The organism is Bacteroides xylanisolvens (assembly GCF_018289135.1).
In the GTDB taxonomy this organism is placed as follows: Bacteria; Bacteroidota; Bacteroidia; order Bacteroidales; family Bacteroidaceae; genus Bacteroides; species Bacteroides xylanisolvens.
The window spans coordinates 61,579-80,896 of sequence record NZ_CP072219.1 but is presented as its reverse complement, the minus strand read 5'-3'; the positions used below and the strand labels follow the sequence as shown (position 1 = coordinate 80,896).

The 19,318-nt window shown below is 41.4% G+C and carries 27 protein-coding genes and 1 pseudogene; 11 read left to right on the top strand and 17 right to left on the bottom strand.

Annotation, left to right across the window (positions count from 1 at the left end):
* Nucleotides 1–9: 9 nt before the first annotated feature.
* From INE92_RS26705 to INE92_RS26690, 4 genes are all read left to right on the top strand, one after another.
* Complete coding sequence (locus INE92_RS26705) at nucleotides 10–1,956, top strand: type IV secretory system conjugative DNA transfer family protein (RefSeq protein ID WP_005868904.1); 1,947 nt, start codon at nucleotides 10–12, stop codon at nucleotides 1,954–1,956.
* A gap of 22 nt (nucleotides 1,957–1,978) precedes the next feature.
* Nucleotides 1,979–2,398 carry a hypothetical protein gene (locus tag INE92_RS26700; protein WP_005868906.1) on the top strand — a complete coding sequence of 140 codons (420 nt, stop codon included), beginning with the start codon at nucleotides 1,979–1,981 and terminating at the stop codon, nucleotides 2,396–2,398.
* A gap of 135 nt (nucleotides 2,399–2,533) precedes the next feature.
* Complete coding sequence (locus tag INE92_RS26695) at nucleotides 2,534–3,559, top strand: toprim domain-containing protein (RefSeq protein ID WP_005868908.1); 1,026 nt, start codon at nucleotides 2,534–2,536, stop codon at nucleotides 3,557–3,559.
* Between the two features lie 53 nt (nucleotides 3,560–3,612).
* A complete protein-coding gene (locus tag INE92_RS26690) occupies nucleotides 3,613–4,098 on the top strand; it encodes a hypothetical protein (protein WP_005868909.1) in 486 nt (161 codons plus the stop codon).
* Nucleotides 4,099–4,197: 99 nt separating this feature from the next.
* Here INE92_RS26690 and INE92_RS26685 read toward each other — a convergent pair whose 3' ends face one another.
* From INE92_RS26685 to INE92_RS26670, 4 genes are all read right to left on the bottom strand, one after another.
* Nucleotides 4,198–5,445 (bottom strand): PcfJ domain-containing protein, encoded by a 1,248-nt coding sequence (locus INE92_RS26685; protein WP_005868910.1) that lies wholly within the window; start codon nucleotides 5,443–5,445, stop codon nucleotides 4,198–4,200.
* Nucleotide 5,446: 1 nt separating this feature from the next.
* Nucleotides 5,447–5,857, bottom strand: coding sequence for a PcfK-like family protein (locus INE92_RS26680; protein WP_005868911.1), 411 nt, complete (start codon nucleotides 5,855–5,857; stop codon nucleotides 5,447–5,449).
* 538 nt (nucleotides 5,858–6,395) lie between these two features.
* Nucleotides 6,396–6,707, bottom strand: a complete 312-nt coding sequence (locus INE92_RS26675; RefSeq protein ID WP_165852472.1) for a hypothetical protein — start codon at nucleotides 6,705–6,707, stop codon at nucleotides 6,396–6,398.
* Between the two features lie 92 nt (nucleotides 6,708–6,799).
* A complete protein-coding gene (locus tag INE92_RS26670; protein WP_005868746.1) occupies nucleotides 6,800–7,198 on the bottom strand; it encodes a single-stranded DNA-binding protein in 399 nt (132 codons plus the stop codon).
* A 331-nt stretch (nucleotides 7,199–7,529) separates the two neighbouring features.
* Here INE92_RS26670 and INE92_RS26665 point away from each other — a divergent pair, with 331 nt between their 5' ends.
* Nucleotides 7,530–7,727: a hypothetical protein gene (locus INE92_RS26665; RefSeq protein WP_007564676.1), complete on the top strand. Its 198-nt coding sequence runs from the start codon at nucleotides 7,530–7,532 to the stop codon at nucleotides 7,725–7,727.
* Nucleotides 7,728–7,945: 218 nt separating this feature from the next.
* Nucleotides 7,946–8,107 (top strand): hypothetical protein, encoded by a 162-nt coding sequence (locus tag INE92_RS26660; RefSeq protein WP_005868748.1) that lies wholly within the window; start codon nucleotides 7,946–7,948, stop codon nucleotides 8,105–8,107.
* Between the two features lie 157 nt (nucleotides 8,108–8,264).
* Here INE92_RS26660 and INE92_RS26655 read toward each other — a convergent pair whose 3' ends face one another.
* The 3 genes and pseudogenes from INE92_RS26655 to INE92_RS26645 form a co-directional block, all read right to left on the bottom strand.
* Nucleotides 8,265–9,542 carry a type II toxin-antitoxin system HipA family toxin gene (locus INE92_RS26655; RefSeq protein ID WP_005868749.1) on the bottom strand — a complete coding sequence of 426 codons (1,278 nt, stop codon included), beginning with the start codon at nucleotides 9,540–9,542 and terminating at the stop codon, nucleotides 8,265–8,267.
* Nucleotides 9,539–9,877 (bottom strand): helix-turn-helix domain-containing protein, encoded by a 339-nt coding sequence (locus INE92_RS26650; protein ID WP_005868750.1) that lies wholly within the window; start codon nucleotides 9,875–9,877, stop codon nucleotides 9,539–9,541. Before INE92_RS26650 ends, INE92_RS26655 begins: the two co-directional genes overlap by 4 nt.
* Before the next feature lie 169 nt (nucleotides 9,878–10,046).
* Nucleotides 10,047–10,382, bottom strand: a pseudogene (locus INE92_RS26645) (single-stranded DNA-binding protein).
* Between the two features lie 331 nt (nucleotides 10,383–10,713).
* On the opposite strand from INE92_RS26645, the gene INE92_RS26640 reads away from it, so the two are divergent.
* A complete protein-coding gene (locus INE92_RS26640) occupies nucleotides 10,714–10,911 on the top strand; it encodes a hypothetical protein (protein ID WP_007564664.1) in 198 nt (65 codons plus the stop codon).
* 344 nt (nucleotides 10,912–11,255) lie between these two features.
* Here the strand turns inward: INE92_RS26640 and INE92_RS26635 are convergent, their stop codons facing one another.
* The 3 genes from INE92_RS26635 to INE92_RS26625 are packed head-to-tail and all read right to left on the bottom strand — an operon-like array spanning nucleotide 11,256 to nucleotide 12,359.
* The gene (locus INE92_RS26635) at nucleotides 11,256–11,738 is read right to left on the bottom strand and encodes a DUF3990 domain-containing protein (protein WP_005868753.1); all 483 of its coding nucleotides are present in this window, start codon (nucleotides 11,736–11,738) and stop codon (nucleotides 11,256–11,258) included.
* Nucleotides 11,735–12,184: a DUF3791 domain-containing protein gene (locus INE92_RS26630; RefSeq protein ID WP_005868755.1), complete on the bottom strand. Its 450-nt coding sequence runs from the start codon at nucleotides 12,182–12,184 to the stop codon at nucleotides 11,735–11,737. Before INE92_RS26630 ends, INE92_RS26635 begins: the two co-directional genes overlap by 4 nt.
* Nucleotides 12,185–12,197: 13 nt before the next feature.
* Nucleotides 12,198–12,359: a hypothetical protein gene (locus INE92_RS26625; RefSeq protein WP_007564662.1), complete on the bottom strand. Its 162-nt coding sequence runs from the start codon at nucleotides 12,357–12,359 to the stop codon at nucleotides 12,198–12,200.
* Nucleotides 12,360–12,620: 261 nt separating this feature from the next.
* On the opposite strand from INE92_RS26625, the gene INE92_RS26620 reads away from it, so the two are divergent.
* Nucleotides 12,621–13,784 carry an IS4 family transposase gene (locus tag INE92_RS26620; RefSeq protein ID WP_005868407.1) on the top strand — a complete coding sequence of 388 codons (1,164 nt, stop codon included), beginning with the start codon at nucleotides 12,621–12,623 and terminating at the stop codon, nucleotides 13,782–13,784.
* 193 nt (nucleotides 13,785–13,977) lie between these two features.
* Here the strand turns inward: INE92_RS26620 and INE92_RS26615 are convergent, their stop codons facing one another.
* Together INE92_RS26615 and INE92_RS26610 are read right to left on the bottom strand one after the other, a co-directional pair.
* The gene (locus tag INE92_RS26615; protein ID WP_005868759.1) at nucleotides 13,978–14,592 is read right to left on the bottom strand and encodes an SLOG family protein; all 615 of its coding nucleotides are present in this window, start codon (nucleotides 14,590–14,592) and stop codon (nucleotides 13,978–13,980) included.
* Nucleotide 14,593: 1 nt separating this feature from the next.
* Nucleotides 14,594–15,160, bottom strand: a complete 567-nt coding sequence (locus INE92_RS26610) for a phosphoribosyltransferase (protein WP_005868760.1) — start codon at nucleotides 15,158–15,160, stop codon at nucleotides 14,594–14,596.
* 398 nt (nucleotides 15,161–15,558) lie between these two features.
* Here INE92_RS26610 and INE92_RS26605 point away from each other — a divergent pair, with 398 nt between their 5' ends.
* Complete coding sequence (locus tag INE92_RS26605; protein ID WP_008782408.1) at nucleotides 15,559–15,759, top strand: hypothetical protein; 201 nt, start codon at nucleotides 15,559–15,561, stop codon at nucleotides 15,757–15,759.
* Between the two features lie 212 nt (nucleotides 15,760–15,971).
* Here INE92_RS26605 and INE92_RS26600 read toward each other — a convergent pair whose 3' ends face one another.
* The 5 genes from INE92_RS26600 to INE92_RS26580 are packed head-to-tail and all read right to left on the bottom strand — an operon-like array spanning nucleotide 15,972 to nucleotide 18,218.
* Complete coding sequence (locus INE92_RS26600) at nucleotides 15,972–16,280, bottom strand: hypothetical protein (RefSeq protein ID WP_224263218.1); 309 nt, start codon at nucleotides 16,278–16,280, stop codon at nucleotides 15,972–15,974.
* Nucleotides 16,281–16,324: 44 nt separating this feature from the next.
* Nucleotides 16,325–16,648 carry a hypothetical protein gene (locus tag INE92_RS26595; protein ID WP_005868762.1) on the bottom strand — a complete coding sequence of 108 codons (324 nt, stop codon included), beginning with the start codon at nucleotides 16,646–16,648 and terminating at the stop codon, nucleotides 16,325–16,327.
* A 29-nt stretch (nucleotides 16,649–16,677) separates the two neighbouring features.
* Nucleotides 16,678–17,403 carry an N-6 DNA methylase gene (locus tag INE92_RS26590; protein WP_005868764.1) on the bottom strand — a complete coding sequence of 242 codons (726 nt, stop codon included), beginning with the start codon at nucleotides 17,401–17,403 and terminating at the stop codon, nucleotides 16,678–16,680.
* Between the two features lie 15 nt (nucleotides 17,404–17,418).
* A complete protein-coding gene (locus tag INE92_RS26585) occupies nucleotides 17,419–17,682 on the bottom strand; it encodes a hypothetical protein (RefSeq protein ID WP_005868765.1) in 264 nt (87 codons plus the stop codon).
* Between the two features lie 56 nt (nucleotides 17,683–17,738).
* The gene (locus INE92_RS26580; RefSeq protein ID WP_005868767.1) at nucleotides 17,739–18,218 is read right to left on the bottom strand and encodes an LPD28 domain-containing protein; all 480 of its coding nucleotides are present in this window, start codon (nucleotides 18,216–18,218) and stop codon (nucleotides 17,739–17,741) included.
* A gap of 410 nt (nucleotides 18,219–18,628) precedes the next feature.
* Here INE92_RS26580 and INE92_RS27295 point away from each other — a divergent pair, with 410 nt between their 5' ends.
* Nucleotides 18,629–18,829 (top strand): hypothetical protein, encoded by a 201-nt coding sequence (locus tag INE92_RS27295; protein ID WP_007564649.1) that lies wholly within the window; start codon nucleotides 18,629–18,631, stop codon nucleotides 18,827–18,829.
* 197 nt (nucleotides 18,830–19,026) lie between these two features.
* A complete protein-coding gene (locus INE92_RS26570; protein ID WP_005868768.1) occupies nucleotides 19,027–19,281 on the top strand; it encodes a hypothetical protein in 255 nt (84 codons plus the stop codon).
* Nucleotides 19,282–19,318 lie beyond the last annotated feature (37 nt).

Here is a 19,318-nt window from a genome sequence, read left to right as displayed (position 1 = left end):
GCAACGGCCATGGAAAGAGAGAAGAAAGACCTGTCATTCATCCTGATCCTGCTATCCACGCTCATCGGGACAGCCGTACTGTTTCAGTGGGCTATCGTTACGGGATTATACGCTCCACTACGTAATCCGGCCATGTGGGAAAGGCTGATGGAGAAGGATATCCTATTCCGGTTTCTCTACGTTATCCTGATCGGAGGCCTCGCTTTTCTCTTTCCGGTTGGCAAAGTGAAAGACGAAAACAAGAAATGGGTTTACACCAGTATGACACTGGTTACGGCATCCATGCTGGTTGTCGGATTCAGCCGGTTATCAGCGTGGTATAACCTATTTGTATTTCCCATTCTATTCGTAGCGTACACGCTGCTTGTCATCAAGACTCTGCCTTATTTCATCCGGCGTCATGCCCAATCCGATGATAGCATTTTCGGGTTAAGCCGGGAAGAATCGGCTTTCTACTTCCGCTTTGAAACCGCCTCCGGGCCGCTGGTCATCCATAAGCCGCAGCAGAATGTCTATATCGACGGCGGTCCGGGAAGCGGTAAATCAGAGAGCTGGATCAAGGGAATCATCTACCAGTGCGCCGAGCGCAACTATGCCGGATTCGTGTACGATTGGGAGGGTGATCCCACCAAGGACAAGTCACCCATCCTCTCACGTATCGCATACGGAAGCATCGAACATTTCCGGAACAAGGGGATGGAAACACCCCGTTTCGCCTATATCAACTTTGTGGATATGTCACGCACGGTCAGGGTGAACGTACTTTCTCCGCAATACATGTCAAAGGGAAACGAATCGCTATTCATCCGCAATATCATCATGACACTGATGAAGAATCTGGAAGCAAGCTGGAAGGAAAAGACCGACTTTTGGGCCAACAATGCCATCAACTACGTCTATTCAATCGCCTATAAATGTTTCAAGGAAAGGAAGCTTGGTATCTGTACGCTGCCCCATGTGATAGCCCTTGCCCTTTCTGACAGCAACCTAGTATTCCACTGGCTGTCGGAAGATCCTGAAATCGCATTGAACATGTCCTCCATGCTGACCGCCTGGAAACTGGGTGCACAACAGCAGACAGCCGGAGCCGTATCATCCGCACAGACTCCGTTGGTACTCCTGAACAACAAATACATCTTCTGGGTGTTGTCGCCACTTCCCGAAGAAGAGTTCTCTTTGGATATAACCAACAAGGAACACCCAACGCTGTTATGCGTAGGCAATGCGCCCACCATCAAGGAAGCCGTTTCCCCTGCTATTTCCTGCATCGGCAGCGTCTTGATGTCACAGATGAACAATCCCGGCAAAGCGACCAGCATATTCATGGTAGATGAATTTCCGACCATCCTGTTGCAAGGCATTGACACTTTCATCGGAACCGCCCGGAAGCACAATGTCGCTACCATTCTCGCCGTTCAGGACTTCAACCAAGCGGTCAGGGACTATGGAGAGAAAAGTGCCAACATCCTGAAAGCCTCCTGCGGAACGCAGGCTTACGGTATGACCGGAAATGAGAAGACCGCCAAAGACATCGAGAACTTGCTTGGGGAGAAGAAAGAAGCGCAAGAATCTTATTCACACCAAGCCGGTGGCAATAACAGTGTCACGGAGAGCCTGCAAAAAGAAAAAGTCTTAAAGGCAAGGGACATTGCCGGACAAGCAGCCGGACACTTCATTGGCAAGATTGCCGGAGGCAAGCCGCCATTCTTCAGCGTGCAGATGGATATGTGCCGTTTTGAAGAGAAGGAGATACCCCGTTTCTCCTTACCGGTCAAACTGGGCAACGGCAAAGAAGAGATGGAACTGGAAATCCTGGAAGAGATTATCCAGCAGAACTACATCAAAATCATTGAAGATGTCAACGCCATCCTCAAAAAGATAGAGGACAAATTAAAAGAAAAGTCAGCAGTTCCGCCAACCGGGACACACAAGACAGAACAAAAAATCATCCGATAACATTCAACAAAAGAATCCTACCATGAGAAAAATTCATTCATTATTAGCGGCAGCCTGCTTATTGGCCGCTTCATGCAACAAAGAGGAAATCCAATCGGAAACAGACAAAGCCGGCATGTATCACATCACCGTAGCCGTAACCGGTTCCTCACCCAAAGGCAGTGTGCATATATATAATCTTGACGGCGTGAGATTCAGGAACGAACGCACCGGTACCTCCGCAGCTTCCGTAGATGAGAGTTTCACCGATAAAGCGGAATACAGCACGGAAAAGCCTGTCAGCCAAATTACCGTGCAAGGCATTCTCTATTCAAAAGAGAGTGCTATCATCACCATGCAGATAAAAAAAGACGGGGAAAGCGTATTCAACCAGAGCAAACAGTTGGAGGCCGTTCCCGGTATAGACACTACTGTTGATTTGGTTTACAGTACCTTGAAATAAAAATGCAGACGAATCAAAAAACATATACTTTCTCTTCCATATTTAGATGATATTTCTTATCTTTATGAAAGATAATCTTTCTCATTTATAATCTAAGCTCAGATAAAATGAGATTCAACTAATCCAGTCAACGTTATGAAAGTCGATTTCAATCAGATAAAAACAACCATTTCTCTGCCCGATTTCCTGCTGGAACTAGGATGGAAAATCGTGGAAGGCTCTTCCAACTCCTGTCCCAAAATGAGCAACGGAACGCATACCATCGTCATCAAGCGGAACTCGCAGAACCAATACACCTATTGGGACGTGCATAGTGACAGCGTGCGTGGCCGCAGTATCATGGATCTGATGCAGGAACATCTATTTGAAACAACCGGAAAAATGCCGTCCTTGCGCGAGGTGGGGGAGATCCTTCAGAACTACATCAACACCAACCGCATCACGACACCCGAAAAAAGCCGGTATGAAGTAGGTAACACAAGCATGAGAGCGGACGAACTTCAATTCTACTTGAGCCAGCTACAACCCTACAAGGGCAATTATCTCCAGAAAAGAGGTATCCTGAAAGAAAGCATTGAAAGCCGGTTCTTCAAAGACACTTTCTTTATCCGTGAGGTAAAGAACAAAGGGAGTGTTTACCGCAACGTGTGCATCAAGATGTACAATGAAAACGGTGTGCAAGCCATTTCTCAACGAAATGAAACATTCAAAGGGATTATCGGTGGCAAGTTCGACTGTCTGGCGACCAGCAACCATGACAAAAGCCGCCCGATAGACATTCTCTACATTGGGGAGTCATTTATAGACTGTATCTCCCACTATCAATTACGCCATTCCGGAAACGACCTCAATCTTGTATATGTATCTACGGAAGGGACATTCACGGAAGGACAAATGAGGCTATTACGCCTGATTCTTGACAAGAACCAGGTAAAGGAGCTCCGGAGCATCTTTGACAACGACAAACAAGGGCACAAGTACACTCTATGGCTGCATCGTTACTTTCATGGCGATACGACTGATGTCGAGAGCCTGAGTAACGATGAACTCCGCAACAAGGTACGGAAACTGAAGAACGTCGAACTTTCGGAAAACAAGGATTGGAACGATGATCTGAAAATCTCGTGTGGCATCTGTTCCTCCACGGAGGACGGCCAGTAACCTCATAGATTTGCTCCATCACATAATACGACAACCTATAAAATCAGATCAATATGAATATCAAGCATTTATTTTTTTGTATGCTGCTCATTGCCTTTTCCTCATGCAGCAAACCCGGCTATGAGAAGGCCATTGCGGAATGGGTTCAGACAGATTCTCACGGCACCTGGACGGATTTAAAGTTCGAACTACTGGAAGTGTTGGAAACAGAAGACGTCACCGTATCGGACAGCCTGTGCTACCTGAACAACAAAAGCGCACAATTATCCGCTGTCATACAGAAAGCGGAAAGTCCCCGTGCCTTATTCAAACCGTCCTTTTCCGCCTATATGGAAGCCGAAAAAAGCCTGAAAGCAACGGATGCCATGAAAGCCATGTACCTGCACCGTGACAGTACGGAAGTTATCGGCAAGATATTAAAATGCAGGTATGCCATCGTCCAGCCACACTCAGGGGTGCAGCAGAAAAAGACGGCTTCTTTCCTATTGTCCCCCGACATGGAAAAATGTATCGGCAAACTAAAGCCGACAAGCAAATAATCCGAGCGTAACGATGTGTAGCGACAACGTTTTTTGGGGTTCTTTTTTGGGCGTCTTCCAAAAAAGAACTCCCACACATTTAGATGTGTGGGCTATTCATTACACTACCATCCTTTCCCTTATCAACGGTATATTATCCCGTACCAAATTCAGAATCCGGTCATGATAGGCTGATAATTGGTTAGACTTTCCACGACACTGGCACACCTCCATCCTGCTAAGTGAAAACTCCACCGTTTCCATGCGCCTTCCATCCACCGTTGCCGACATTATCAACGAATCTTCTCTCTTATAATAGGCGTTGCTGAATACACAATGATGCAGCAACTTTCCCTCTTTGTAAAAGTCCGAAAGGCTTTCCAATACCCGAACCATAATATTTCCATCCGCAAACGAAAGATTAAAGAAACGTGATTTGGCAGCAATATAGTCTTTTTCATCCTTTTCAGAATATTTTTTCTTACATTTCCCCATCACCCAATCATGCGCTTCTTCTACATTCAACGGACACAAATAATGAGGATTTCTCGCATCCAATTTATTTTCTATCAGCATATCCACATAGTCCAGCCACAAGTCCGCATCATGTATCACATAGTCATGTCTTAAACAGATTTTTACATACGTCCAATACTTATCTATACCGTATTTTCTCTCTAAAAATCTCAAGAACAAATTCATTTGCCCTGCCTTATATAATATCTCCATCCGATTATCAGTTAATAATGTCATAAAGAAGGAACTCGGACAAATATCATAAAAGGCACCCTTAAATCCATTCCTCGTAAGTTCGGGTATCACTTTCATTCTCGGATAGATAACTGCCGGGCAAATATCATAAATACGGTCATGATGCACATTCCGCTTACGCAATTCCAAAGAACTTCCATATATCCATGCATCGTAATAAAATATAGACATGCCCCGCAGCAAAGACAGCGTTTCTGTCTTGCCCTCTTTATTCATCCAACACTGTACCGCCTCAATTATAAAGTAATTAGCCGGAGACCCTTTTTTCAGCCGGCAGTCCACCATAAAAAAACGGATAACTTGATATTGCTTGTATGTAGTAATCACACAAAAATATTCTTTATATACAGCCGTCCTTTTCCTGCTATTCTCCAATTTCAGGTTCATACCGCAATGAGGACATTTACAGTTTTTCTTATCTTCCTTATCCCGCCATGTATGCCCACAATCCAAACAAAAGCAATTCCCCTTTGCATCACGCTTGAAATAATGCACAAAGCAATGTTTATAGGCATAACGCTTTTGAGCCTCTGAAACGGGAGCTAACTTCCTGCTCCCATTCACGATTTCCATTTGTAATTTTGTCTTGGGTTTCATATCAAAAAAGAGTTAACTGGGTTTGTACTTCGGTGTTGTTCTCACGTTTAGCTTGTTGACGCTTCTTCAACTTTGCCAATTCTTCCTCCTGCAATTTTTTGATAGCAGCCTCACGAGCCGCTTTCTTTTCTTCCTCTGACAATTCAACATGATGATTTACGACTACATTACATTTCAATGGGCTACCCACCTCAATATTATCTTCCTGATAATAGTGCAACGCCATACCAAAAATTTCATCATCACTAAAACCACAGCAACCGCTTTTCTTCACTTGGTTTAAAATATAGGTAATGCAATTATCTATATTCTTTGTAGGTTTTTGATAGACTGGAGCAAACAGACTATCCACCGCTGCCATATTATCAAGGTATGCCTTGATGGTACTTTTAAATTGTTCTGACACTTTCATAGTATATCATTTTTAGATTTCATTTCACAATAAGCCAATTTCACGAGAAACAAGGAGAATAGGCAAATAAGAGCCAACAACGTAACCGACACAACCTTTATCGGACTTGGCGTTATTACCGCTCCGACAAACATAGCCACTGCACAAAGAGCGATGATGACCGAAAAAACAAATTGAATGATTTGCATATACTTCTGCTACTTAGTTTGTTAAACTTCTAATTTTATGCTTCAGCTAGATTTAAAGACCTTTTTTTAAAACCCCTTTCCGGGATGGCCTTTTCTTTCTGCCGACTTTTTTTTTGAGCTTTCATGCCCCATCTGAGTTTATGAGCCTTTTTTTTACGGCACACAACAATAAGGAAGGAGGGATTAAGAAAAGTTTTGGACGACAAAAAATGTTGGGGACAGCGAAGCCGTCCGGCGTTATTTTTTTCGGGACAAAGGGGCGAAGACCGGAACTCTTTCGTATCCATCCACCGAAATAAATTTGCCGTTCAAAAACAAAGGATCTCAGATGGAGCTATGAAAAAAGCACATTAGGGGAGGCAGAAAACAAGGAAAAGGGCAGTACGGAAAGTAAAACAAACCATACGGTTTTGCTTGCAAAACCGTATTCCTATCTCCCTGCCACAAGTGACAGGGGGGGAACGGGTTAGCAACGGACTGCCGGGACAAACGGTAAAAGGAAGGAACTGCAATACGGAAGAAGGAGGTTGTTTCGGCAATGCCGAAGCTCCGGATGATGACCATTGCAATCCCGCCCACGTTTGGAACTTCTCTTTTCTGGTTTGCCCATAATCAGCCGCATAGCGGATGACTACGGGCAAACCGGGAATGAGAACAGTCATTCCGATGAAGGGGAGGGTGGGGAAGAATACTGCGTGAACGCAAAAACACTCTCGGATATGTAGCAAAAAAAAGCGGCACTAGGCCGCTTCAATCATTTGCTTGCTTTTTTCTTTTTAGAGACAGCCTTCTGTTTAGGCTGATCCGGTTTTTCTTCTTCTTTTTCCGGAGCCGGATAAAACTTGGTGGCTACCATCACAATGCGGTTACGCTTCTCCCCACTTTTAGAATCCGTCCATTCTTCCGGCTTAAAGTAGCCTTCAACGGTTATCAGCTCACCTTTTTTCAATACATCGAAGGAATCCAGTGCTTCATTCTTTCTCCAGGCTTCAATCCCCATGAAAGCGGAAACATAAGAGGTTTCTTCACCTGTCTTGTCTGCACGGCTGACCGCGATAGAAAAGCGTGCTACGCTTGCTGTTTCAAAACTACGGATTTCTGCATCCTTACCGATAAAACCTGTTACTGCGAATGAATTTTCAATCTTTTTCATATCTCTGATTTTTTAGAAGTTAATTAATCAATTTTACAGTGCAATAACTGATTGTTGGCTTTGGGGGACACCATGAAAAAAGATATAAATACTCTTTTTATGCTGGCCGGAAAAAGGAAGATTTGTAACTTTTTTATTGGTGAAGATGGCAGCAAATAATTCGGGTTAAATACGCTTTTTATGCAAGGCAAAAAAAGGAAGATTTCAGACGAATAACAACGTGGTGTTTGTGAATCGTCCCCTTATCCCCGTAAAAGGGGTTAGCAACAATCTATATTTGCAACGGAAAATGATTTGACTTCCCTAAAAAATGATATGAAAAAGACAAAACTTGAAAATCAGCAACAGGTTTGGAAAGGATGCAAAAAACAACCGGTCAGACAGCAAGCATGGCACATTCCGAAAATATGGTCAGCCGCCTATCGACACACCGGAAGAAACCTCTGCAATTCCTTTTAAAAAAATGAAGCCGAAGAATGAAGCATACAATATTCCACGTATCGAAAAAAGTGACTGCACGATAAAATGAAAGGCTGCAACGGAAGAACAGACTTGCGGATTCTGCGGGGAGAACATAACCATACAGGCATACAGCCACTACAACTGTTTCCGGAAAAAGAAGATTATACAACCGGAAAAACAGAAAGGCATCCACTCGGAGAAAAGCAAGCAAACGATTGAAGCGGACTGCCGATTTAGCGGCGAAATATCCGACTACCTATATACAGCCCTAAAAGGCTGGGGCATATGGGTAAGCAACAGACTGCCGGGCAAATAAAAGGAGAGTGGCATAGCCGCCGGAAAGAGGTTGTCTCGATGTGGCCGAAGCTCCGAAAGCAGACCGGATATGCCTCTCTCCTTTGCCTTCCCCATTCCTGGATTTCACACAATCACGGAGCCTGCGAGTGACTATGAGAAATCCTGAAACGGGGACAGTCACTCCGCTGAAAGGGTGGGTGGGAAACATGTGACTTTCTCCAAAATAACAAATAGGGGTATAAAGATCTCAAAAGAAAAGAAAGCCGTTCCAGAAAAGACTGGAGCAACTATCACCATCTACTGTTCTTTAAGTTAATTGCAGCAAATCCAAATCATCAGTGACCAATCCATCCAATACATGTTGGATTTTATCAAATATAGCCTTATCTATGCCATACGTGGCGCATAACGATTGAAATTTGCTTACAGCATCGAACACCTGTAATATCTTCTTTTCGGGCTCCTCTACAAAATCCTCGGCAAAGTTGACGAAATCACTTGTAGTCAAGGCAGACCTTTTGCCCATCACGCCCATCGAATGAATGTGTGCTGAAGAATTTTCCCATGTATTTGCCGTGAACATTACATCATATGCAGGTGATAAACGCCATACCCCTGCCTTATCCATGATAAACGATATGTTCTTATTATGATCATCGGATATACCTGCGACATAATTAAATACCATTCTGATAAATATCTGATCTTTGTCTTCCTGGGGAAGTTTCAGAGTCTCTGCTATCCAACACAGCTTCATATAATCATCTGCACCCGGCATAATGGCCGCAAGGGTCTGACTAAAGAGCTTTTCTCCATTCTTACGATCAAATCTTTCCGTTACGAAATGATTTCTTCCATCAATTTCTTTCAGGAAGCATGGCATCATGTTGATTCCCGCCGCCTTTGCCATTTCGCTATATACCATTTCTATCTCTGTGGTAGGAGAGTCATCTGCTTCTTTAAATTTGATGATATACTGCTTAAAATTTTCAGGCAAATCCACCTGGCCGGAACGAAACTCTTCCGTTTCGAGATTATAGGCAATCACTGCCTTCGGGCGCATGCCACCGGCAGAAGTTCCAAGATATATCAACTTTTTCATCGTGAGGCTATCCTCCGGTGATATGACAGCAGCATCTCGATCATTATATATTTTAGAAGCCAAAGTTGCCAATGATGACATATTTACTGACTCATGGATGGCATCATCATTAAATTCCGGTTCAAATTCCAATGCTCCCATAGCCCTCTTGCCAATATAAGAGAGCTTCAATAGAGGCAATGATTCCGTAACCTTTATATTATTATCCGTGAGCCATTGGTCAAATAGGGAAGCCCCCCATTTGTCAGGAAGCGCATCTGCAAGAAATTCCGGAAGCCCTTGATATAATTTATCTTTATTCCCATAGAAAGACGCAAACAAAGGGGTTCTCTTAGGGTGTGTGGAAGGGCATATATCATAATCTTGTTTCCTATATTCATCCGTAAATTGGAATACAGAACAATGCTTTTCAAAGTCCCAATTCAATTTGCCAATGCAAGTCCCCCACAGATATACATTCACTATAATCGGCTCTTTCTTCATACCATCTTACGTTTACCGTTAATTCTTTGTATTCTTTTACCTGTTTTTTCATTGATTAGGAAAGGGGAGTCTGGAAGTTCCGGAACCAAACCGACAACGCCTTCAAGAGTTCCACTTATACGCAAAATCTTAAGCAATGTACTTAGGGCAATATCACTTACTTTACAAGATTCTATTCTCTTAATAGTAACGATAGATACTCCTGCCTTATCCGCAAATTCTTGCTGGGAAAAACAGCAGCTAAGTCTTATAGACTTAACTCTCTTGCAGATTTCCTTTACAATACATTCATCTGAAAATTCGTATATTGTATATGTATCATATAATCTTTTCATAGAAAAACATATTTAGGTATCATTTTTGATACAAAAATACCGATAAATCTGAAAATCACCAAATTAAGAAACACTTTTTTTATAATCTTCTGCCGCATTAGCAAACGATTGAAGCGACCTTGTGCCGCTTCAATCGTTTGATTGCTTTTTCTTTTTAGTCCGGGGGTTCTTATTTTTCCGGAGTCGGGTAGAACTTAGTAGCTACCATCACAATGCGGTTACGTTTCTCCCCACTTTTAGAATCCGTCCATTCTTCCGGCTTAAAGTAGCCTTCAACGGTAATCAGTACATCTTTTTGCAGTATCCAAAAAGCATAGCGGTCTTCCATCTTACTCTAGGCTTCAACTTTCATAACAGAGGAAACAAATGTTTTTTCTTCATTTATCTTGCCTATGCGACTGACCACAATAGAGAAGTGTGCAACCTTTACTATTTCGAATAAATGGATTTCTGCATCCCTACAAATCCTGCCTGTTACTGCGAATGAATTTTCAATCTTTTTCATATCTCTGATTTTTTAGAAGTTAATTAATCAATTTTACAGTGCAATAACTGATTGTTGGCTTTGGGGGACACCATGAAAAAAGATATAAATACTCTTTTTATGCTGGCCGGAAAAAGGAAGATTTGTAACTTTTTTATTGGTGAAGATGGCAACGAATAATTCGGGTTAAATACGCTTTTTGTGCAAGGCAAAAAAAGGAAGATTTCAGACGAATAACAACGTGGTGTTTGTGAATCGTCCCCTTATCCCCGTAAAAGGGGTTAGCAACAATCTATATTTGCAACGGAAAATGATTTGACTTCCCTAAAAAATGATATGAAAAAGACAAAACTTGAAAATCAGTAACAGGTTTGGAAAGGATGCAAAAAACAACCGGTTAGACAGCAAGCATGGCACATCCCGAAAAGATGGTCAGCCGCCTATCGACACACCGGAAGAAACATCTGCAATTCCTTTTAAAAAAATGAAGCCGAAGAATGAAGCATATCATATTCCACGTATCGAAAAAAGTGACTGCACGATAAAATGAAAAGCTGCAACGGAAGAACTGACTTGCGGATTCTGCGGGAGAACATAACCACACAGGCATACAGCCACTACACCTGTTTCCAATAAAAGAAGATTACACCACCGGAAAAGCAGAAAGGCTCCACTCGGAGAAAAGCAAGCAAACGATTGAAGCGGACTGCCGATTTGGCAGCGAAATATCCAACTACCTATCTACAGCCCTAAAAGGCTAGGACATATGGGTAAGCAACAGACTGCCGGGCAGTCACTCCGCTGAAAGGGTGGGTGGGAAAAAACTAAGTGGACGCAAAAAACAACCTTACCATTGGGGGATAAACTTCCCCCTATTTTCACTTCACATATTCTTTACCCCACTTCAATTGATTCAACAAACTTCAACAACAAAGCGACTGTTACCGTATGAAATGAAAGCTGATTGAACAACTTATGCGCTTTCAGCATCTCAATAGCGGCTTCAGCCGTAACAACTCTCTGTTCATAAAGCCGAATTGTCGCATATAACTGGTCATTTGCGACAGGCCCCATTATTAGGTCATAGTCACCGTTTTCTCTTCCTCTGCGGTTGTTGACAACAAACTCCAGCCATTCTTTTGTTGCACCCATAAACCGAAGAACCGGATATTCCCTATCAAGAATATCATCGGGAACTTCATAAACAGAGACGATTGCTTTTTCGCTCTGTTCCCTGTTCTTCTTCAACAAAGCCCATTTTTTTGCTTGTTCAAAGTTGGTTGTCGTATAAAATCCCTTCCCAAAGTCCGTAGCCTTCCGTCCTTTCTGTATATTAGGGCGTTTCACGGTAACTGTAGATCCATGAAATAGTCTCATTTTCTTTTATTGATATAAGTCGTTATAGTATCTAATATATATTCGGGGTCTTGGGTATGAAGCATTTCAAAAGTCTCATCCAAAAAATCAAAAACCCCATAGTCCGAAAACAACAACAAGGTTTCTTCCGCACTTTGTTTCTTTTCCTCCCTATAATTCTCAATGCAGAACATCTTGAAAAGCAGGATCTTCGTGTCACCGTTATACCGTCGTTTTTCTTCTGTTTTTTCCTTCTCCAATGTTTCATAAAGCGACAATGTACTTGAATACCATAACTTGGTACTCTTATCCAGCAAAGATTTATACAACTTGGAAGAATATATATAATACAGTGCATCGCCTAAAGGCAATGCCTTTTTCTTCATGACCAGTTCTACCAGCTCTCTCATCACGAATGGGAGCATGGTTGAGTCAAGTTCTCCTTGATTTTTATGAGTAATTTCCATATTCTTGTTGTTATTACTTTAGCATATTTTCGAAAACACCTTCTTCACAGTTCTTTATACACACCTGACACTCGGCCACCACTTCTCTTAATATTCGGGCACATTCTTCATTCGAATGCCCTTGCAGTAATTCATAGGCATATCGCATCAGTTCATTAGCTTCCATTGTTTCCATCCTTATCAATAATATTCAAGTTCATCATTATTTTCTGCAACGACTCCATATTTGGAGTTCCTAACCAACACACACCTATGCAAAAGGTCATATTGTTCTCTGTATCTGAAAAACGCATATTGTTTTACCTTTTACAAACATTGTTGTCCCATTAAAATCTAAAAGAGTTCTTTGAAATATTTGAAATTTAGTTAGTTACAGCGATTTTCCGAGCGAACGGACTTGAATTTGTAGCTTTGCATCAGATTAATCCGATGGCATATGTTCCAAGACAAATACGTTTTCGCTCAATTGGCTTCATTTCTGAATCGAAGTAAGTTTAACCGCATAGTCACCAAGTATGATGGTGATAAATATGTGAAGCACTTCACCTGCTGGAATCAACTACTTGCTTTGATGTTTGGTCAACTTTCTAATCGTGAAAGTCTGCGAGATTTGATAGTTGCTCTTGAAGCTCATCATTCCAAATGTTATCATTTAGGAATGGGTAAAAATGTATCAAAGTCATCGCTGGCAAGAGCAAATCAAGATAGAGACTATCACATCTTTGAAGAATATGCTTACTACCTGGTTAGCGAAGCACGACAAAAGTGTGCTAATCATATTTTCAAACTTGGCGGTAACGTTTATGCTTTCGATTCGACTACTATTGACCTGTGCCTTTCAGTCTTTTGGTGGGCAAAATTCCGCAAAAAGAAAGGTGGTATCAAAGTGCATACATTATATGATGTGGAAACACAGATTCCTGCATTCTTTCATATCACGGAAGCATCCGTACACGATTCTAAAGTTATGATTGAAATTCCTTATGAACCAAGCTCTTATTACATCTTTGACCGCGGTTATAACAACTTCAAAATACTGTATAAAATTCATCAAATTGAAGCCTACTTTGTTGTCAGAGCAAAAAAGAATCTCGGGTACAAATCCATCCAATGGAAACGTAGGCTGCCTAAGAATGTGCTTTCAGACGCAAGTGTATTTCTGACAGGATTCTATCCTAAACAATATTATCCAGAGCCACTTAGATTGGTTAAATATTGGGATGAAGAACAAGAACGAGAATTTACATTCATAACCAATGCGATGCATATATCTGCGCTTCAAGTTGCTGAACTTTATAAAAATCGCTGGCAGGTAGAGCTGTTTTTCAAATGGCTCAAGCAGCACCTTAAAATCAAAAGATTTTGGGGAACTACAGAGAATGCTGTTCGAATACAGATATATGCTGCTATATGCGCTTACTGTTTGGTGGCAATCATTCAACACGATATGCAACTGAACAGAAGTACATATGAAGTGTTACAAATACTGAGCATCTCATTGACTGATAAGACTCATCTGAGAGACCTCTTTGATAAAACTAAATTTCAAAATGACAAAGAACGATTCGGACCAAATGGGCCAAGTTTATTTAATTTTTAATTCGTCCCAATTTTAATGGGACACTAATGTTTTACAAAGGTAAAACAATTAAGTAAAATTCATCTATCATTGCTTTTCATATTTATTGTGTCTTTCTCTTTTGCATCGGAAGTATTAGCACTTACAGCAACCAGACAGTATGACATCGCCACGTTTGATCATACCGCTGGAAAACAACGATATACAATCTGAATCAAAACAGATTGTATATCACCAATTTCTTTTTTTGTGCCTTGTTAAACGTATAAGAAGTTCCTCCGGCAGATTTTCCATCCCAATAGGCAATCAGCCTACAGGCGTGTGAAATCATGTAATCATTACGGTGGGCATAGCATTGGGCATAATAATATTCGGATAGAACTACCACCTTGTCGGCTTGGCGCAAAATATCAGCATACCTCTGTTTGTCCTCTTTGTTGAAATACACATCTTGCCCGACATAAGGAACAACCGCCACCAAAACCATATCGGGATATTGTTTCCTTTGTTCAAGTACGGTATGAGCAGCCATCATGTCAAATCCAACCGCACAACCAATATAGAAAAAACGGATTCCATTCTCATAGCAGAAACGTACCTCTTCATTCAACGATACGGACAAAGCATATTTATTTGTTCGTATCGTTCTATGACCGGTAAAAGCAACGGACATCATTTTCATCCATTTATCACGTGCCTTTCTACATATATCCAACGAACCTGCCGAAGTTTCATACACCATTCCATTCACCTCATAACGATAAGTGAACCAAGTAGTATCTCCAAAGATATCCTTCTGCTTCTCTATATAACTCTCTTTTTCTTTCATCTTATAACATACGGACAACTGTTTTACCTAAAAAGAAACCTCCCAAAACCTCACCTCCTATTTTTTCCAACTGACATGCGAAACGAGCATACGAAAACCCTTTTGTTAAAATATCGTCAAATACCAAGATTTTCTTACCCCGAAAAAAGTCCTTGTCAAATTCTATCACTTGTACTTTTTGAAGCGACTTGCTGTCAAATTTCTCGTGAATAGCCAAACGATCTCCACTGACACGTATATGTTCATACGCATTGATAGCACCTGAAAACTTACACACAGCCGAAGCAAACCCCTTATAACGAAGTTCATTCTTATCAGCGGAAGAAGCCGGAACACAAGCAAAAACAATATTCTTAACATCATCACCAAAAACTTGATGTAACTTATTCGCTATCATCCAAGCTATATTCAAATAAGCTTTTCCATCCTTAAAACTCCATATCATCTTACGAATTTGCCATTCTCTTTCCGTTGCCTGCCGATATTGCATAGGAAGATACTCAAAGAAAGAAAACATCATCTTATGCCATTGTCTGTCTAAACTAGGATATTTACTCTGATGTGCCATAGTCTTTTATCTATTAAAATTAAACTTATGCTTCAGCTAGATTTAAAGACCTTTTTTTAAACCCCTTTCCGGGATGGCCTTTTCTTTCTGCCGACTTTTTTTTTGAGCTTTCATGCCCCATCTGAGTTTATGAGCCTTTTTTTTACGGCACGCATCAATAAGGAAGGAGGGATTAAGAAAAGTTTTGGACGACAAAAAATGTTGGGGACAGCGAAGCCGTCCGGCGTTATTTTTTTCGGGACAAAGGGCGAAGACCGGAACTCTTTCGTATCCATCCACCGAAATAAATTTGCCGTTCAAAAACAAAGGATCTCAGATGGAGCTATGAAAAAAGCACATTAGGGGAGGCAGAAAACAAGGAAAAGGGCAGTACGGAAAGTAAAACAAGCCATACGGTTTTGCAAGCAAAACCATACTCCTATCTCCCTGCCACAAGTGACAGGGGGGAACGGGTTAGCAACGGACTGCCGGGACAAACGGTAAAAGGAAGGGACTGCAATACGGAAGAAGGAGGTTGTTTCGGCAATGCCGAAGCTCCGGATGATGACCATTGCAATCCCGCCCACGTTTGGAACTTCTCTTTTCCGGTTTACCCATAATCAGCCGCATAGCGGATGATTACGGGTAAACCGGGAATGAGAACAGTCATTCCGATGAAGGGGAGGGTGGGAAAGAATACTGCGTGAACGCAAATTAATGGGATTACCAGTAACTCCAAGCGTTTTTTGCTACTTTTTTGGGGTGCTTGCCAAAAAGTAGCGGACAGCAAAATACCCTCCCTTCCCTAATCCAAAAGAAGGGAGAATGTGCTTCATTGAAGGTATATAGGTTCCGTTCCCTGATTATAACAATACATAGTGTTATTTCTGAAACCATCAAAGCATATATGAAAATCATCGAAATCCTGTTCCGTGGCCAAACGAACCTTATCACTCAACAAAACCATGCATTGTTTATTGACAGATGTAGCCAAAGAGGTAGTACGTCCCGGCTTTATCTCCAATGCCACCACATAAGAAGTCCTTCGTGGATAGATATACCCAATAATTTCCTCATTGAGTACAACCAAACGAATAACATCTTCATTCAAAACGGGAATATTATTAATTTTGCCCATCATTGTTATAATATAAATCAGTTTATAATCATTAAAATACAATATCATTACAAATGATACCTATAATTTTTATAGGTAAACTTTTCCACCGAGACCACCTCATAAAGATAGTCTTCATGGCAAGAAGCCATTATACAGTTCTCACATTCAAGAATAGGATTTATAACTACACGGAATTTAATAGTGCCGTCCACCAGAACAAACTCCACCCGATTAAAGAACCCTTGTAGAGAATGCCCTTCCTTATCCATCAGACGCACTACTTCACCTGTAAAAACAGCCAATTCCTTAGCCTGCCATTTCGCTTTACGCAAACAACTGTTCGCCGCTTTGACGTTCTCATTCACCTCTTTTGTTCTTATTGCTTTCATACCAAAATCCTTTTTACATATTTATCTTGTCAAAAATCAAAAGTCAGCTGCGTAGCCCTTGCGTTGCTCTGAATCGACCTCTTCAATTCAGAATTATCCTCCATTGCATTTTCAAGTTTCCTAATAAAAGAAGTGTCACCTGCTTCCGTTATCTTTAAAATAGGCAACCATACTCCGGCTATCAGCTGTAAATCTATATGATAACTTCTCCAATGCTGCATTGTCAATGTATTCATCCATGCGACTTCACCGGGTACGCTATTCATCATCAGATTGACAACGGTCATCTTTACACAAATCAAATCTATATCCGAGCCATAACAAAAAAGCCTTCCTCCATCATTCTCTTCCGCACATTTTTTTACAGCGGAAAGTAGCATCCTGCCGGAACCACAGCACGAATCACAGACCGACTGTTTAGGTTTCAGCCTATTTCCCCCCATACATGCCATCAAATCAGCAACGTGTATCGGGGTAAAGAACTGTCCGTTATTCCCATGACTGACACACTCCATGAACATATCTCCCAAGACATCGCAAAATCCTTCCGAATATTCAGACACCCTATAAAACATTTGAACAAAAAGTTCCATTTCATATGGCTTATATCTTTTTTCCACTCTACGATAATCCTCCGCCAACATCCCGACAGACAAATAGTAAAGACAAACATCCAAAAAATCCCGAAAGGCTTCTTCATATCCCCGACTGAAAGCAAGCTTTTCATAAAGTTTCATTATCTCCTTTGGTATCATACTTTTCTGACTTCATTATTCACAACATTCTATATTCCTTGTGCCATAGATTTTATCAAAAGCCGCTTTTATCTCCGAGCGATATTTACAGTCCTTCTCAAAACAAAGTTGTTTTGTCCAAAAATCGAAATCAAAACCATCGGTATTATCAATCGTTACAGAAACATAATCAGTCATACCACTCTGACATACAACCGTATGCCGATTTACACAAAAGTGGTCATTTAAAGCAGTTTCTTTTCGGGTAATGCGTTCTACCATCTTATCTATCCACTTCATACTTATAATATTTTATGTAATTGCCCCATTCCAAGAGGCAGTTACGGTTATACTCATTAAAAATCGTTCTCGTTCAAAAACAGCACATCGCCTTTCATCACCATCCAATTAATCTCACTCAGATGATAGCCACAATGCCCACTCAAAAAAATCTCAATCTCTTCAGTGGTCTGCAATCTCCTGTCTGGGCTTATCACCGCAACATTACCGGAATTACAATCCAATACAGCCAGTTTCTCATAAGCCCACTCACCAAACTGGCAGAACTCGATAAAATTGGTATAGGTTATCCGTATGCTATTGTTTGCATCAAATTCAAGGGGTGACTTTGTAATGAATGAACCTGCATGATTCACCACCACAGAGGGGCTAATCTCTGCCAATGAAGATAAGCTGTCATCCCATCTAATCTCATAAAGGAAAAATCCTTTTGGCAATGAATTGCGGTCTATACGATAACTGGAAAAAAGACCGTCTATCGTTTCATTAATAACTAACTGTTCATAATCTCCTTCTAAATAGTGTACTCGTGACATAACTCGTTGTTTTTTGGGATTGTTAAACTTCTAATTTTATGCTTCAGCTAGATTTAAAGACCTTTTTTTAAAACCCCTTTCCGGGATGGCCTTTTCTTTCTGCCGACTTTTTTTTTGAGCTTTCATGCCCCATCTGAGTTTATGAGCCTTTTTTTTACGGCACACAACAATAAGGAAGGAGGGATTAAGAAAAGTTTTGGACGACAAAAAATGTTGGGGACAGCGAAGCCGTCCGGCGTTATTTTTTTCGGGACAAAGGGCGAAGACCGGAACTCTTTCGTATCCATCCACCGAAATAAATTTGCCGTTCAAAAACAAAGGGTCTCAGATGGGGCTATGAAAAACGCACATTAAGGGAGGCAGAAAACTAGGAAAAGGGCAGTACGGAAAGTAAAACAAGCCATACGGTTTTGCCTGCAAAACCGTATTCCTATCTCCCTGCCACAAGTGGCAGGGGGGAACGGGTTAGCAACGGACTGCCGGGACAAACGGTAAAAGGACGGGGCTGCAATACGGAAGAAGGAGGTTGTTTCGGCAATGCCGAAGCTCCGGATGATGACCATTGCAATCCCGCCCACGTTTGGAACTTCTCTTTTCTGGTTTGCCCATAATCAGCCGCATAGCGGATGACTACGGGTAAACCGGAAATGAGAACAGTCATTCCGATGAAGGGGAGGGTGGGAAAGAATACTGCGTGAACGCAAAAACACAGTATGTCATCTTAAAACAATATCTTTAAAAAGTTTTTCAGAAGAAATGCTTACCAATATCCTAATAATTATTACTTTTGATAACATAATACAACGATATGGAAAAGAAAAAGATTACAATAGAGGTAGAACCAGCTACAGCCGTAGCTACCGTCGGTTTATTGCGTGGGATATTTCCCAGTATCATCGAACAACTGGAAAGGCAAGCCGCAACAAACGGCAGCCCCTTAAAATTCAATAAAGTAGAAAATATGCAAGAAGTATTGGATGAGATTTATGAAAAGTGCATTGCCGAAACGAACCTCCGGGAGTTTGCCCAGGCGCACTTAAATAGTGACGGATTACCTAACTGATACAGAAATACGGAATCTGCCAGCCATCCTTATTCCA

Bases quoted from the DNA above. Each gene is read 5' to 3' on its own strand.
- INE92_RS26705 (WP_005868904.1), top strand. From the start codon at position 10: ATGGAAAGAGAGAAGAAAGACCTGTCATTCATCCTGATCCTGCTATCC.
- INE92_RS26700 (WP_005868906.1), top strand. From the start codon at position 1,979: ATGAGAAAAATTCATTCATTATTAGCGGCAGCCTGCTTATTGGCCGCT.
- INE92_RS26695 (WP_005868908.1), top strand. From the start codon at position 2,534: ATGAAAGTCGATTTCAATCAGATAAAAACAACCATTTCTCTGCCCGAT.
- INE92_RS26690 (WP_005868909.1), top strand. From the start codon at position 3,613: ATGAATATCAAGCATTTATTTTTTTGTATGCTGCTCATTGCCTTTTCC.
- INE92_RS26685 (WP_005868910.1), bottom strand. From the start codon at position 5,445: ATGAAACCCAAGACAAAATTACAAATGGAAATCGTGAATGGGAGCAGG.
- INE92_RS26680 (WP_005868911.1), bottom strand. From the start codon at position 5,857: ATGAAAGTGTCAGAACAATTTAAAAGTACCATCAAGGCATACCTTGAT.
- INE92_RS26675 (WP_165852472.1), bottom strand. From the start codon at position 6,707: ATGACTGTTCTCATTCCCGGTTTGCCCGTAGTCATCCGCTATGCGGCT.
- INE92_RS26670 (WP_005868746.1), bottom strand. From the start codon at position 7,198: ATGAAAAAGATTGAAAATTCATTCGCAGTAACAGGTTTTATCGGTAAG.
- INE92_RS26660 (WP_005868748.1), top strand. From the start codon at position 7,946: ATGGGTAAGCAACAGACTGCCGGGCAAATAAAAGGAGAGTGGCATAGC.
- INE92_RS26655 (WP_005868749.1), bottom strand. From the start codon at position 9,542: ATGAAGAAAGAGCCGATTATAGTGAATGTATATCTGTGGGGGACTTGC.
- INE92_RS26650 (WP_005868750.1), bottom strand. From the start codon at position 9,877: ATGAAAAGATTATATGATACATATACAATATACGAATTTTCAGATGAA.
- INE92_RS26635 (WP_005868753.1), bottom strand. From the start codon at position 11,738: ATGAGACTATTTCATGGATCTACAGTTACCGTGAAACGCCCTAATATA.
- INE92_RS26630 (WP_005868755.1), bottom strand. From the start codon at position 12,184: ATGGAAATTACTCATAAAAATCAAGGAGAACTTGACTCAACCATGCTC.
- INE92_RS26625 (WP_007564662.1), bottom strand. From the start codon at position 12,359: ATGGAAACAATGGAAGCTAATGAACTGATGCGATATGCCTATGAATTA.
- INE92_RS26620 (WP_005868407.1), top strand. From the start codon at position 12,621: ATGTTCCAAGACAAATACGTTTTCGCTCAATTGGCTTCATTTCTGAAT.
- INE92_RS26615 (WP_005868759.1), bottom strand. From the start codon at position 14,592: ATGAAAGAAAAAGAGAGTTATATAGAGAAGCAGAAGGATATCTTTGGA.
- INE92_RS26610 (WP_005868760.1), bottom strand. From the start codon at position 15,160: ATGGCACATCAGAGTAAATATCCTAGTTTAGACAGACAATGGCATAAG.
- INE92_RS26600 (WP_224263218.1), bottom strand. From the start codon at position 16,280: ATGATGGGCAAAATTAATAATATTCCCGTTTTGAATGAAGATGTTATT.
- INE92_RS26595 (WP_005868762.1), bottom strand. From the start codon at position 16,648: ATGAAAGCAATAAGAACAAAAGAGGTGAATGAGAACGTCAAAGCGGCG.
- INE92_RS26590 (WP_005868764.1), bottom strand. From the start codon at position 17,403: ATGATACCAAAGGAGATAATGAAACTTTATGAAAAGCTTGCTTTCAGT.
- INE92_RS26585 (WP_005868765.1), bottom strand. From the start codon at position 17,682: ATGAAGTGGATAGATAAGATGGTAGAACGCATTACCCGAAAAGAAACT.
- INE92_RS26580 (WP_005868767.1), bottom strand. From the start codon at position 18,218: ATGTCACGAGTACACTATTTAGAAGGAGATTATGAACAGTTAGTTATT.
- INE92_RS26570 (WP_005868768.1), top strand. From the start codon at position 19,027: ATGGAAAAGAAAAAGATTACAATAGAGGTAGAACCAGCTACAGCCGTA.